9 protein-coding genes are annotated in these 13,254 nt (G+C 70.4%); 1 reads left to right on the top strand and 8 read right to left on the bottom strand.

Features of this window, described 5'->3' with window-relative positions; translation table 11 throughout:
* Position 1 precedes the first annotated feature (1 nt).
* The 6 genes from A176_RS14850 to trpS form a co-directional block, all read right to left on the bottom strand.
* Positions 2-2,149, bottom strand: a complete 2,148-nt coding sequence (locus tag A176_RS14850) for a cyclic nucleotide-binding domain-containing protein (RefSeq protein WP_002639562.1) — start codon at positions 2,147-2,149, stop codon at positions 2-4.
* Positions 2,149-4,275 carry a HEAT repeat domain-containing protein gene (locus A176_RS14845; protein ID WP_044889188.1) on the bottom strand — a complete coding sequence of 709 codons (2,127 nt, stop codon included), beginning with the start codon at positions 4,273-4,275 and terminating at the stop codon, positions 2,149-2,151. Before A176_RS14845 ends, A176_RS14850 begins: the two co-directional genes overlap by 1 nt.
* An 85-nt stretch (positions 4,276-4,360) precedes the next feature.
* A complete protein-coding gene (locus A176_RS14840; protein ID WP_002639560.1) occupies positions 4,361-6,745 on the bottom strand; it encodes a pseudouridine synthase in 2,385 nt (794 codons plus the stop codon).
* Positions 6,746-6,769: 24 nt separating this feature from the next.
* Complete coding sequence (scpB, locus tag A176_RS14835) at positions 6,770-7,762, bottom strand: SMC-Scp complex subunit ScpB (protein WP_002639559.1); 993 nt, start codon at positions 7,760-7,762, stop codon at positions 6,770-6,772.
* Positions 7,749-8,621: a segregation and condensation protein A gene (locus A176_RS14830; RefSeq protein WP_002639558.1), complete on the bottom strand. Its 873-nt coding sequence runs from the start codon at positions 8,619-8,621 to the stop codon at positions 7,749-7,751. Before A176_RS14830 ends, scpB begins: the two co-directional genes overlap by 14 nt.
* A 163-nt stretch (positions 8,622-8,784) precedes the next feature.
* On the bottom strand, positions 8,785-9,831 hold the full coding sequence (gene trpS, locus A176_RS14825; RefSeq protein ID WP_044889187.1) for a tryptophan--tRNA ligase: 1,047 nt from the start codon (positions 9,829-9,831) through the stop codon (positions 8,785-8,787).
* Between the two features lie 263 nt (positions 9,832-10,094).
* On the opposite strand from trpS, the gene A176_RS14820 reads away from it, so the two are divergent.
* The gene (locus A176_RS14820) at positions 10,095-11,267 is read left to right on the top strand and encodes a DUF4388 domain-containing protein (protein ID WP_002639556.1); all 1,173 of its coding nucleotides are present in this window, start codon (positions 10,095-10,097) and stop codon (positions 11,265-11,267) included.
* Between the two features lie 12 nt (positions 11,268-11,279).
* Here A176_RS14820 and xerD read toward each other — a convergent pair whose 3' ends face one another.
* Together xerD and A176_RS14810 are read right to left on the bottom strand one after the other, a co-directional pair.
* On the bottom strand, positions 11,280-12,215 hold the full coding sequence (gene xerD, locus A176_RS14815; protein ID WP_021780966.1) for a site-specific tyrosine recombinase XerD: 936 nt from the start codon (positions 12,213-12,215) through the stop codon (positions 11,280-11,282).
* Positions 12,216-12,260: 45 nt separating this feature from the next.
* A complete protein-coding gene (locus A176_RS14810) occupies positions 12,261-13,031 on the bottom strand; it encodes a hypothetical protein (RefSeq protein WP_226994321.1) in 771 nt (256 codons plus the stop codon).
* Positions 13,032-13,254: the final 223 nt, after the last annotated feature.

Below are 13,254 nucleotides of genomic sequence, written 5' to 3'. Positions count from 1 at the left end.
CTCAGACGAGGATGATGTCCTCTTCGACGCCCGCTTCGGTGAGGACGCGCTGGGTGCGCCGGAGCCGCTCGTCGCTCAGGTCTGAAATCATGGCCAGGATCTGCGGGTGGCTCGACATCAGCGTGTCGAAGTCCGCGCGGGGCAACCGCAGCAGCGTGGTGTGACGCGTCGCCGTCACGGTCGCCGTGGCCGGCGTCTTCTGGAGCAGGGAAATCTCTCCGAAGACGTCCCCCTCCTTGAGCATCGTCAGCAGGTGGCCGTCCTTGCGCACCTCGACCTCGCCGGACAGCACCACGTAGAGCCCGTCCGTGACGTCGCCGTCGCGAATGATGACGGCGTCGCGCTCGACGTCCCGGGAACGGAAGCGCTCCACCAGCTCGCGCCGGTCCTTGCGGCCGAAGAGCTTGAACAGCTCCGACGTGTTCAGCACGTTGGTGAGCATGCGCTGGCGGCAGAACTTCTTGAGCGCTCGGGCCACCTGCGGATGGCTCCGGGACAGCTCGGCCAGCACGCTGGCGGAGATCTCCAGGAGCTGCGTGTCCTCGGAGGCGGACTCGACGGACGCCGTTCGCGCCGCGCCGGAGAGCAACGCCATCTCACCGAAAAAGGTGCCGCCCTCCAGCGTCGCGAGGTCCTGGCGCTGGCCTTCGTCCGTCCGGAAGACGCGGACCGCGCCTTCACAGATGACGTAGAACGCATCGCCGTGGCTGCCCTGCTCGATGATGCGCTCGCCGGGGCCGAAGCGCCGCAGCGGGCATCGTTCGAACAGCTCGATGAACGCGTCGCGGGGCAGGTCCGAGAAGAGCGGAATCGTGGGGAGCGTCTCCAACGCGGCGGAGCCCGGAGGGACCTCTTCCGTCAGGCTGAAGACCTCTTCCTCGGCGTCCTCGAAGCCCAGGCCTGCTTGCGCGGCCAGCTCCACCGCGTGCAGCAGGGAGTCGGCTTCGAGCTCCAACTCAGTGAACGCGGAGCGGCTCTGCGGCGTCCGGAGCGAGGCACCGAGCGCTGACGTCAGGTCATGGCCCGGAAGCACCCGGGCGCCCGCCGCGTCTTGAGCTTCGGCAGGGGGCGGCAACGGTGCCGGCACGGGGGCGGGGCTCGCGGGTGACTGATCGCCAATGGGCGAGGACAAGGCCTGCCACCTGCCGCTGTTGGACACGGAGCGGCCTGTCCCCACGGAGGGCACCTTCTGCGACGACCGGGGCGCGAGGCCCGGTGGCAGTGCGCTGGTCGCCGGCCGTGCACCGCCGGGTTGCACCGCGGGGATTCGGGCCGCGACCGGAGGGCTCGCGGGTTCGCGAACAGCCATGCGCGTGGGCACTGGCTCGGGGGCCGTGACGCGGGCGTCCTCCGAGACCGCGGCCGGGAGCAACTGGCCCTGCACCACCGGCGCCGCCTCCGCGGCCGACTCGATGTCCAACGTGAACTCGTGCTCGGACGCCCCTGCTTCGTGAGGCAGGCCCATGTGGACCGAGTGGACGACCTCCTCGCGGCCCTGGCTGGAGTCTTCCGCGCCCAGGGAGATTGCGAGCTCCGGAGGCAGCTCCGCCGACAGGTCGAGACCAGCGCCCTCCCCGTCCAGAAACGCGGGATTCGCGTCCGCCACGGGCGATGAGGGCATGGCGTCCGCCACGGGCTTCGCGTCTGCCACGGGGGACGCGGGCATGGCGTCCGCCACGGGCTTTGCGTCCGCCACGGGGGACGCGGGCATGGCGTCCGCCACGGGATTCGCGTCCGCCACGGCGGGCATGTTCGGCGGCGGCGACGCGGGCGGCGGGCTCGACACGGAGGAGCCATTGCTCAGGGGCCCGCGAGCCCGAGGGCCCACGGGCGTGCCTCGGCGCGCGTACAGGTCCGCGAGCATCTGCTGCACGCCGCGATGCGCTGGATCGAGCTCGAGGATGAGCTTGCTCGCGGCGATGGCCCGGGGAAGGAAGCCCTCGCGCGCGAAGCCCTCGGCCGCGGACTGGTAGGCCGAGATCGCGCGGCCCTTCTGCCCTGCCTTCACCCACGCGTCCCCGGTGCGGAGACGCGACTGGTGGTCCTTCGGTTCCGCCCGGCAGTAGTCCTCGTAAAGCTCCGCGGCCTTGGAAAAGCGTCCCTTGGAGAATGCCTCGGACGCCTTGTCCTTGAGGATGCGCAGCTCCATCAGGGAGCACCCTCCGCGGCCGTGCTCGCCGGTGCCGGCGCGGGGGCTCCCGCCGCCTCACGCACCGTGCGGAAGTAGTCCGCCTTGAGGGCTTCCAACTGGTCGGCGTACGCCGAGGCCCCCAGCTTCCGAAGCGACGACGCGGCCGCCGCGCGAATCTCCGGCAGGTCGTGGAACAGGTCCTTGGCCACCGCGTCCGCCGCCTGGGCGTCGCCAATGGTCCCGAGCGCCAGCAACACGTCCCGGCGGGCCACGCTGTTGTTCTCGTCCAGGGCCTTCACGAGCGTGGGCACGGCATCCTTCGCCTGCATGCGGCCGAGCAGCGCCGCCGCGAGCGCCGCCTCGGGACCGCCCTCGCGAACCACCGCCTGGAGGGACTCCGAAGCCGAGGCCGCCACCACGCCGCCAGCCCGGGTGAGCGCGTCCAGCGCGAGCAGCTTCTCGTTGCCCATCTTCGGGAACAACTCGAGGAGCGCGGCCTGCCCCGGCTCGCCGGCTTCCGCCAGCGCCTGGGCCAGGGCCTTCTGCAAGTCACGGTCGGGCTCGATGAGGCCGGCCTTGGCCACCTTCACGCCGTCGGGGCCCAGCTTCGTCAGGCCCACCAGGGCCGCCACGCGAAGCACGGAGCTGGGGTCCTGCGTGTAGCCCGTGAGCAACTCCAGGGCTCCGGGCGCCTTCAGCGCACCGAGCGCCCTCAGCAGCGTCGCGAGCGGCACCAGCCGCTCCGGCGCCACGTCGTCATACAGCTCCGTGGGGACGCGGTGCCGCACCACGTCCCTGCCCGTCTCACGCGCGCGGGCCGCGTTGAGCTCCTTCACGCGTCCCAGCAGGTCCGCGTGACGGGCGGGCCGCTCATCCTTCAGCTCGGCCACCGCGGCGGAAGGCGGCGTCGTCGAAGGGTCGAAGCCCACGCCGAACTTCTGGGGCAGTGCCTCCGTCACCCAGTCGGCGCGCAGCGCCTCGAGGCCCTTGGTCTCCTGCTCGTAGAGCTTCTGCACGACGGGGACGACCGAGGCGTCGCCGATCTCCGCCACGGCCTCCACGGCGAGCAGCCGCAGCGCGGTGTCGGGGTGGCTGAGCCACGGAACGACCTTGGCGAGCAACGGCTGCGCCGTGGGCCCCAGCCCCGTGATGGCCTGGAGGCCACTGGCGGCCGTGGCCGGACGGGCCAGCCGCTCTCCAATCGGGTCCACCGGGCAACCGCCGCGCGTGCGCATGCTCCGGCCAGCGACGAGCGCCTCGGCGGGCGCGCCCTCGAGGACGATGGCGCACAGCGAAGCATCCGTCTGCGGCGTCCGGGCGAAGGCCACGATGGCGTCGATGGCCAACGGGCTGACGGCGCTCTTCTCCACCGCCACCAGTTGGAGTCGCTGCGTCGCCACCGGGTCCTGCAGCTTCATCAGCGCGTGGATGGCGGACTCACGCAGTTCGGGGAAGTTCTCTTCGAGCAGCAGCGCGATGGGACCCACCGCGCGCTTGTCACCCGCGTCCCCCAGCCCGCGCACCGCGGCGGCGGCCAGGATGACCTGGCTGTCTCGCACCATGGGCAGCAGCCGGTTGACGGCATCGGGACGGCCGCTCTTGCCCAGCTCCTCGGCGGCGCCCACGCGCTCGGGCAGCGCGCCTTCGGTGAGCGCGAGCTGATTGCGATCCCACTGGGTGCGCGCCTCGGCGGACACGACCTCGGTCATGGCGCCGGGGACGTTGGCGTTCTTGAGCGCCTGGACGATGATCTGACGCGTGGCGCGACCTCGCCGCCCGTACTGGAGCGTGAGGTACGCCTTCGCCTTTTCGTTGTTCACCTTGGACAGCGCCATGGCGGCGCGGCCCTGGACCTCTTCGTCCTGGTCCTCGAGCAGCTCGCCCAGCAGGTCCACCACGCGGGCGTCCTGACTTTCGCCCAGCGCGACAGCGGCCTCGGCCCGGACAATGGCGGCGAAGTCCTTGGCCGCGCGGGTGAACAGGACGAGGTCGTCCGGATTGCCCTGCCCCGCCAGCTTCTTCACAGCGAGAGCGCGGACCTCCGGACGAGGACTCTGGAGGTCGGCGAGGAGCTGATCCCTGCTGCCGTTGCAGCCAAGAAGCAGGGCTAGTGCGAGAATGAGGGGGCGCGCGCCGGTTCGCATCGGTCTCCGGTGAGGGAAACGGTGTAGGAGTCGGCGCCGGTTATATCAATCCCCTCGATTCCCGCCCAATCCACCGCGTCATGTATCAACGCGGACGACGGGGCCCCCGAGGAGGAGGCCGGCCCGCGCCACCCTTGGGCCGCTCATTGCTGCTCCAGCGCGGGGCGCTGTCCCGCTCCTTCTTCTTGCCCCAGTCCTGGAATCCCGAGGACTTCTCGGAGGGAGGTCCCTTGCGCGCGCCCGCCCGGACGACGCGTTCACGGGGATTCCCGCTTTCGTCGGTGGGCGTCCAGGTCGAACGCGATGCGCCACGGCCGCCCGCCGGACCCTCGCGGCGAGGACCACCCCGGCCCCGAGGACCGCTGTCCGCGTCACCCGACGGCTTCCACTCACGGCGCTCCGGACGACCGGCACCCGCGCCAGCACCCCGAGGGGAGAAGGAACGGCCTTCACCGCGCGGCGCACGGCTGGCACCACCCGCGGCACCGCCACGCGGGGAGAAGGAACGACCTTCACCACCGGCGCGAGGTCCCCGCGAGCGAGGCGCGTCACCGCCGGCGCTCCACTCACGGCGCTCGGGACGGCCCGCGCCAGCACCCCGGCTGCGCGGAGCCCCACCCTCGTCACCACCGAAGGAACGGCGGGCGCCCGAAGCTCCGCCAAACGCACGGCCTGCGCCACCACGCGGCGCACCACCCTCGGCACCTCCGAAGGTGCGACCGGCGCCACGGCTCCGAGGAGCCCCACCCTCGTCACCACCGAAGGAGCGACCCGCGCCACGGCTCCGGGGAGCCCCACCTTCGTCACCACCGAAGGAGCGACCCGCGCCACGGCTCCGAGGCGCAGCACCCTCGTCGCCACCAAAGGCGCGACGGCCACCGGGAGCGCGGCCCGCGGCACCTCCGAAAGTACGACCGCGCGGAGCGCCGCCCTCGTCACCACCAAAGGAGCGGCGGCCACCAGCAGCACCGCCCTCGGCACGACCGGCACCACGGCTGCGAGGCGCGCCGCCCTCATCACCACCGAACGAACGGCGCGCGGGCTTGCCCTCGGCACCGCCAAAGGTACGGCCGGCGCCACGGCTGCGAGGAGCACCGCCCTCGTCTCCACCGAACGAACGGCGCGCGGGCTTGCCCTCGGCACCGCCAAAGGTACGGCCGGCACCACGGCTGCGCGGAGCACCGCCCTCGTCTCCACCGAACGACCGGCGCGCGGGCTTGCCCTCGGCACCGCCAAAGGTACGGCCGGCACCCGGACCCCGGCCACGCGGCGCGGCGTCGCCACCCGCGCTCCACTCACGGCGCTCGGGACGACCCGCGCCACGGCTCCGAGGGGCTCCCCCCTCATCGCCACCGAACGAGCGCCCCGCGCCACGGCTGCGCGGAGCCCCACCCTCGTCACCACCGAAGGAGCGGCGGCCAGCGCCACCCGCCGCGGACGAACGGCCGCGAGCGCCACCCTCGCCACCGAAAGAACGACCGCGCGGAGCACCGCCCTCATCACCGCCAAAGGAACGGCGCGCGGGCTTGCCCTCGGCCGCGGACTTCGGCGCGCGGCCGAACCGGGCCAGACCCGAACCACCTTCGGACTTCGCCGCACGGGCCGGCGCCTTGCGGGCGGGCTTGGCGGTCACAGGGGAATCGTCATCCATGGACAGCTCCTCTTCGTCGTCCGAGTCAAAACCAGGCGCCGCGCGGCCATGCCGGCGCGGAGGCAGCTTCAGCGCAGCCGTCGGCGGAGTGGCCTTGCCATCCGAAACGGCGTTCAACAGCTCGACCTCGCTGGTCTTCAGCGGCCGAAGCTCACCGGGACGCAGGCCCTCCACGCCAACGCCCGCGTAGGCCGGGCGGAACAGGCGAACCACCGGGTGCCCCACCGCGGCGCACAGCCGCTTGATGAGGTGCGGGCGGCCTTCCGCGACGACAATCTTCAACCACGTGTTCCGCTCGGCGGCCTCGAACACGCCCACCGACACGGGCGTGGCCATGCCGTCCTCCAGCCGCACGCCGCCGCGCAGCTTGTCCAGCGTGGCCGCGTCCGGCGCGCCCTTCACCTTCGCCAGGTACGTGCGCGGAACCTGGAAGCTGGGGTGCGTCAGCTTGTGCGCCAGCGCCCCATCGTCCGTGAACAGCAGCGCGCCCTCGGCGTCGTAGTCCAGGCGGCCCACCGGGAACAGGCGCTTGCCCGTCTCTTCCACGTAGTTGGCCACCGTGGGCCGGCCCTGCGGATCCGACAGCGTCGTCACGACGCCCACGGGCTTGTAGAGCAGGAAGTAGGAGGATTCATCCGGAGGCGTGACGAGCGTCCCGTCCACCGTCACCAGGTCCGTGCCGGGCTCCACCCGGCTGCCCAGCTCCGTCACCGTCTTGTTGTTCACCGCCACGCGGCCCGCGGTGATCAGCTCTTCTGCGTGCCGGCGCGAAGCAACTCCCGCGCGGGCCAGGTACTTCTGTAGTCGTTCGGCCGCCATACCATCCTTCTTCCATGCTGCCCGTCACTCGGGCTTGGGCCCCGTCGTATCATCACCCGTCTCGGGTTTTGGGGGCGTCGTGTCCAGGACGCTGGAGCTGACCTTGTGTGTCCGGTCCGCGGCCGCCATGGCCTCCTCCAGGTCCTCCAGCGCGGCTTCACTGGCCGCCGCGCTCTTCTCCATCCGCTTCGTGAAAGCAGGGTCCGACAGGGCTTCCACCGTGCCCGATGCCGTCGGTGCCGGCTTCTCTTCCTTCTCCACGATCTCCCGGTGCTCCTGCGTCAGCTCGTGGAACTCACGTAGCGTGGGCAGGGCCGACAGATCCTTCAGGGCGAAGAACTCCAGGAACTCGCGCGCGGTGCCATAGAGGATGGGCCGCCCCACCTCTTCGCGCTTGCCCAGGATCTTCACCAGCTTGCGGTCCATCAGGGCCTTGATGACCGCGCCACAATCCACGCCACGGATGTCTTCAATCTCCGGGCGCGTCACCGGTTGGCGGTACGCGATGATGGCCAGCGTCTCCACCGCCGCGCGGGTGAGGCGTTGCGGCTTCACGCGCAGGTAGCGCCGCACGTACTCCGCGGAGTGCGGGTCCGTCCGGAACTGCCACCCACCCGCCACCTCGTACAGCACGATGCCGCTGATGCCGTCTCGGTGGATGCCGGAGAGCTGGTTGAGGGCCTCGGCGATGAGCTCCCGCTCGATGCCGGTGGCCATGTACAGCTCCTCCACGGACAGCGGCCGCTCCGACACGAAGAGCACGCTCTCGATGACGGTGCGGATGCGGTCCGTGGACAACTTACGGCTCTTGGAGACGAGCTTCTCGAACGACGTCTCCAAATCCGGAGGTGCCTCGTCCGAGTCCTCTTCGATGGACGCGGCCTCCAGCTCGTCCAGCTCGTCCGCGGGGCCTGGACCCGTGACGGCGGCGATTTCCTCTTCGGAGAACGGGCCGGGGCCGCCGGGGGTGCCCGGTTCGGGAGTCTCGTCCTGCGGTCCGTTGCTACCGGTAGTCACTGTCGTCGACCTCCGAGGGGGCCAGCTTCGCCAACGCGTCCCCATTGGGCAGAAGCAGGATGGGCCCCATCGGCTCGTCCTGCACCACCCGGATGAGCCGCCGCTTCACCATCTCCAGGATGGCCAGGAAGGTGATGACCACCTCCTGTCGCGACGGGGTTTCCTCTTCCGTGAACAGGCTCTCGAAGAGAACCTGTCCATCCGGGCGCAGGCGCTCTACTACGCGGAGGATGGCCTCGGACAGCGTCACGCGCTCGCGGACCACCTCGTGCTGTAGTTTGGGCTGCAACCGTTCCAGCACCCGGTCGAGCGCCTCCACCAGCTTGAGGACGCTGAACTCCTGGAGCCCCACCTCGTCATCCGGGATGGGGACGGCCTCCACCGGCACGTTGCGGGTGAAGACGTCGCGGCCGAGCAGGTCCTGCGTGGCGAGCTGCTCGGAGGCGTCCTTGTACTTCTGGTACTCGAGCAGGCGCCGCACCAGCTCCGCGCGAGGGTCCTCGGCCTCCTCGGAGACGGAGCCCAGGACCTCCCCCGCCTCCTGCACCGCGACGGCGTCCTGACGGGGCAGGAGCATGCGGCTCTTCAGGTGCGCCAGCGTGGAGGCCATCACCAGGAACTCCCCGGCGATGTCGAGGTTGATCTCCCGCATCCGGTCCAGGTGCTCGAGGTACTTCTCCGTGATCAGCGCCAGCGGAATGTCGAAGATGTCGACCCGGTGCTCCTTGATGAGATGGAGCAACAGGTCCAGCGGACCTTCGAAATTGGGCAGCGCGATGCGGAAGTTGTCGCTCGGACTTCGCGGCAACTCCCCTTCACGAAGGGCCTCATCGGCCGGCGAGCGACGTTCCTCACTCACCGGATGTCCTGGATGGCGTCAACGGTATGGGTGGGGGCGCGGTGTCGCGTAAGGGCCCGACTTTCTTAGGCAGCGGGCACGAGCCTGGAGGACACACACCCATACCAGTGCCCCCTAGGTGGGTCAAACAATCGGCAGTGAAAGCTTGTTCAGGCACCCCGACTCAGGGGATTCCCACGGCCTTGCGAACCTGCGTCATGAGCCGGGAGGCCTCGGCGCGAGCCCGGTTGGCGCCGTCCTGGAGGATGCGCTCCACCTCGCCCGGGTCGGCCGCCAGCTCGGCGTACCGCTGACGGGCCGGTCCGAAGGTCGCGTGGTAGGCCTCCAGGAGCTTCTTCTTGTAGTCGCCGTAGCCCTTCCCGCCCGCCTTCCAGGTGGCGTCCACCTCGGCGAAGTCGGACTCGGGCAGCATCAGCTTCAGCAAGTCGTAGAGGGGCGCATCGCTGACGAGCCCCGGGGTCGTCGCCGGCTGCTGGGGCACCGGCTTGGGCGCGTCCACCGGCGTCGAGTCCGTCTTGATGGACATGATGCGCTTCTTGATTTCCTTCTCGTCCCCGAACAGCTCGATGGTGTTCCCGTAGGACTTGGACATCTTCTGTCCGTCCACGCCGGGCACCGTCTGGGTGGCCTCCTGGATGCGCGCCTCGGGCAGCTTCAGGATGCCGCGCGAGTGCCCCCGCTCCTTCCCTTCCGGGTCCGCCGGGTCGTAGCCCGGGACGTACTGGGTGTTGAACTTCACGGCCCAGTCGCGCGCGAACTCGATGTGCTGGATCTGGTCCTTGCCCACCGGGACGAAGTCCGCGCTGTAGAGCAGGATGTCCGCGGCCATGAGCACCGGGTACGCGAAGAGGCCGAAGTCCGGGCTGATGCCCTTGGCGACCTTGTCCTTGTAGCTGTGAGCCCGCTCCAGGTGCGCATGCGGCGTCACCGAGCCGAGGATCCAGTAGAGTTCCAGGACCTCGCGAACATCACTCTGGCGGAACAGGACGGCCTTCTTCGGATCCAGCCCCAGCGCCAGGTAGGCCATCGCGGCCTCGCGCGTCAGGTCCAGCGCCGCCTTCGGATCCCGCACCGTGGTGAGCGCGTGGAGGTTGGCGATGAAGTAGTAGCCCTCGCCCTCGTCCTGGAGCTGCACGAACTGGCGAAGCGCACCGTAGTAGTTGCCGAGGTGCAGCCTGCCGGACGACTGCACTCCTGAGAGAATCCGCATATCGGTTTCGAACCTGAAGTCTGAATTCGGGGGTCTGCTACCTGACGCGGGTGGTTCGCATACCCGACGCGGCCCTGCAACCGTCCGTTGACCCCGCAGGGCGTCCGTTCGGTAGTGGAAGTCAAGATGGACTCTCCCTGGAACTTTGCGCTCCGCCAGGAAATCCCGAGCAAATCCAGGGACTTGCAATTGAATCACATCCGGGTGCGCCGGTACCCTGGGGTTTCCACACGCGGGAAACCCATCTTGGAGGACGCACCTGCATGGAGCCTTTCAACGGAAGTCTCGCCAGCTACCGACTGCAGATGGTGATGCCGCCGCTGTTCAGCGCGCCCGGGGTCGAAGGGGTGCTGAGGGTGGAACGCGGCGCGGTCCGGCGTTGCTTCCACGTGAAGGACGGCTACCTGGTGGGCGAGAGTTCGAATGATCCGCGTGAGCACCTGTCCCAGGTCCTGGTGAACCTCCGCATCCTGGACGCGCCCCGGGCCGCGGCGGCCTTCGAGGCGGCCGAGGGCGCCGGCATGCCCTACGGCACCTTCCTGGTGCAGCGCTGCTTCGTGGAGCTGCCCCGCCTCATCGAGGCGCTGGAGCACAAGGCGCGCGAGTCCCTCTTCGACTGCTACGCCTGGGAGTCGGGCGAGGTGGAGTTCACGCCCGGCCTGCCGCCCGCGGGCCGGGCGGTGGGGCTCAAGCTGTCGCTGTCGACGCTCCACCGCGACGCGGTGACGCGGCAGCGCGAATGGACCATGTTCCGCGACATCTTCCCGCGCATGGACATGACGTTCCGCGTGTTCCGTGAGTTCGCCGTGGAGACGTACTCCGAGGAGGAGGACGTCCTCCTGGACCTCGCGGCGAGCGGCGCCACGCTGGGCGAGATGCTGGCCAGCGCCCGGGAGGCCCCGCTGTTCGCCGCGCGCTGGGTGCTCCACCTCTACCGCCGGGGCGCCCTGGCTCCGCGCAAGGCCGGTGGCCCCAAGCTGGGCGAAGCCGCCGAGCTGGCGGAGCTCCTCACCCTGGTGAAGCGCTTCCTGGAGGCCGGCAAGTACGACCACGCCGTGGCCCTGGCCGCGCAGGTGCTGGAGCGGGGCCCCGTGCCCGAGGCCCACGCGCTGTACCGGGAGGCGGAGATCCGCCTGACGCTGGCCCTCAGTGACGAGCTCTTCGCCCTGGACGGCCGCCTCGTCTTCGAGCCGATTCCGCGCCCCACCCCGCCCGACCTGACGGCGGACGACCTCTATCTGTACTCGAAGCTGCGCGGCAGCCGGAGCATCCGGCAGGCGCTGCGCACGGCGGCCATGGGGGAGCTGGCGGCGTCGCGCTCGGTGCACCGGCTCATGGCCTGTGGGCTGATTCGCGTGGCGCCGCTGCCGGGGAGCGAGCCACGGCGGGCCCACACGGACCCGTTTGGCCTCCCCGTCCACAACCTGGGCGGCTGAGCGCCCGGGCCCTCACCGCGCGGCCGCCGCCCGCTTCTTCTTCGCCTTGGGGACGAAGACGTCGCTGCGCGGGTGGAACTCGTCGTACACGGACCGGAGCCGGGCCGCGTTCACGTGCGTGTAGATTTGCGTCGTGGCGAGGTCCGCGTGCCCCAGCATCTGCTGGACGGCTCGCAGGTCCGCGCCGCGCTCCACCAGGTGCGTGGCGAACGAGTGCCGCAGCTTGTGCGGCGACAGCGGCTTCAGGATGCCCGCCTTCAACGCATAGCGCTTGAGCAGCTTCCAGAAGCCCTGCCGCGTGAAGCCCGAGCCGCGCGGCGTGACGAACAGCGCCTGCGACTTGCGCTTGCCCAGCGTCGCGGGCCGGGCCTCGGCCAGGTACGTCTGGACCTTCTCGATGGCCACGCTGCCCAGCGGGACGAGCCGCTCCTTCGCGCCCTTGCCCTTCGCCACCAGGTAGCCCGCGGTCAACTGCACGTCGTTGATGCCCAGGCCGCACAGCTCGCTCACGCGCAGGCCGGTGGCGTACAGCACCTCCAGCATGGCCTTGTCGCGGACGCCCGTGGACGTGCGCTCGTCCGGGGCGGCCAGGAGCTGCTCCACTTCCTCCAGCGTCAGGAAGATGGGCAGCTTCCGCGCCGAGCGGGGCGTGTCCAGGTCCTCCGTGGGGTCCTTGTCCGCCATGCGCTCGGCGACGAGGAAGCGGTGGAAGCCGCGCAGCGCCGCGAGATGCCGGGCCTGACTGCGCTTTCCCAACCCCCGCTTGCCCAGCGCGACCATGTGCGCGGACACGTCTTCCTGCCGCGCCTGCGTCACATCGGAGACCCCGCGCGAGCGCAGGTCCTCGAAGTAGACGGTGATGTCCGCCGCGTAGGCGTCCACCGTCTTGCCGGACAACCCGCGCTCCGCGCGGACAAAGGCGATGAACGCGTCGAGCATTCCTTCCATCGCCGCGCAGGCTACCGGAGGCGCGCGGCGAGGCAATTCAGTGGCTCACGCGCGCGGCTCCCCTGCTCCCTCGGACGGCGCCGACTCCAGCGCCTGGACCACCCAGGGCCAGCCCACCACGATGTTCCCCGGAGAGCGCAGGCAGGCATCCGCGACGGCCAGCACCTCCGCGGGCCGCGAGCGCACCGCCAGCGCCAGGTGCCGCCCCAGGAAGGGGTGCGGCAGATAGCTCAGGTTGTGGTGGCGCACCGGCACCCAGCCCAGCGTGGGCCGCCCCGTCCAGCGCTCCACCGCGTACGCCAGCGCGGAGGCCAGGACCTCCACCGCGTACAGCGGCAGGCGGAACGCGCTGATGATGAAGGCCACCAACGCGCTGGCCGCCACCGCGCCCGCATAGGACGTGTTCGTCGTTCCGCTCCACACCACCATGGGCATCAGGCCGGTGACGATGGCCGCCATCTGGACCCGGACCACCGTGGGGCCCCGGCCAATGGAGATGCCGCTGATGCTGCCACACGCCAGGCCCGCCACCGCGCCCAGGCACAGGCCCACCACCATGCCGGCCGCTCCGCTCAGGCTGGGCCCGAATGCGTCCGCCTTCGTGGCGTGCAAGCCCAACAGCGTGGACAGGCCGGACAACGAGCCGAGCAGCACCCCCGCGGACAACCCCAGCACCTGCGCGACCACCAGGCCCGCGACAGAGCAGAACAACGCCGACAGCACCCAGCCCCGCTCCAGCGGAAGCCCCGCGCTCATCAGCGCCATCCCCAACAGCTCCGTGACCACCGGAGACGCGACGAGCAGGAGCAGCAGCATTCGCCGGACATAAAGGGCCGTGGCCCGATGGCCCTCCGAAGCGGCGTGATTCAGCGTCGCGTGCCGGGCGCCCGGCAAGGCAATGCCCGCGGCCCGGAGCCGGTAATGCAGATCCACCGGCCGAAAGAGTAGCAACAGTAACAACTTGAGCAGCCCTGGGACCTGCTCCGGTACATCCACGGAGCTCGGCCGTGTTCCCCCCTGTGCCAAGAAATCCCCCTAT

The sequence above is a fragment of the Myxococcus hansupus genome, assembly GCF_000280925.3.
In the GTDB taxonomy this organism is placed as follows: Bacteria; Myxococcota; Myxococcia; order Myxococcales; family Myxococcaceae; genus Myxococcus; species Myxococcus hansupus.
This window is presented reverse-complemented; position numbering and strand designations above follow the sequence as displayed.

Excerpts from the sequence above, each read along its gene's own strand:
- A176_RS14850 (WP_002639562.1), bottom strand. The coding sequence starts at position 2,149 with ATGGAGCTGCGCATCCTCAAGGACAAGGCGTCCGAGGCATTCTCCAAG.
- A176_RS14845 (WP_044889188.1), bottom strand. The coding sequence starts at position 4,275 with ATGCGAACCGGCGCGCGCCCCCTCATTCTCGCACTAGCCCTGCTTCTT.
- A176_RS14840 (WP_002639560.1), bottom strand. The coding sequence starts at position 6,745 with ATGGCGGCCGAACGACTACAGAAGTACCTGGCCCGCGCGGGAGTTGCT.
- trpS (WP_044889187.1), bottom strand. The coding sequence starts at position 9,831 with ATGCGGATTCTCTCAGGAGTGCAGTCGTCCGGCAGGCTGCACCTCGGC.
- A176_RS14820 (WP_002639556.1), top strand. The coding sequence starts at position 10,095 with ATGGAGCCTTTCAACGGAAGTCTCGCCAGCTACCGACTGCAGATGGTG.
- xerD (WP_021780966.1), bottom strand. The coding sequence starts at position 12,215 with ATGGAAGGAATGCTCGACGCGTTCATCGCCTTTGTCCGCGCGGAGCGC.
- A176_RS14810 (WP_226994321.1), bottom strand. The coding sequence starts at position 13,031 with ATGCTGCTGCTCCTGCTCGTCGCGTCTCCGGTGGTCACGGAGCTGTTG.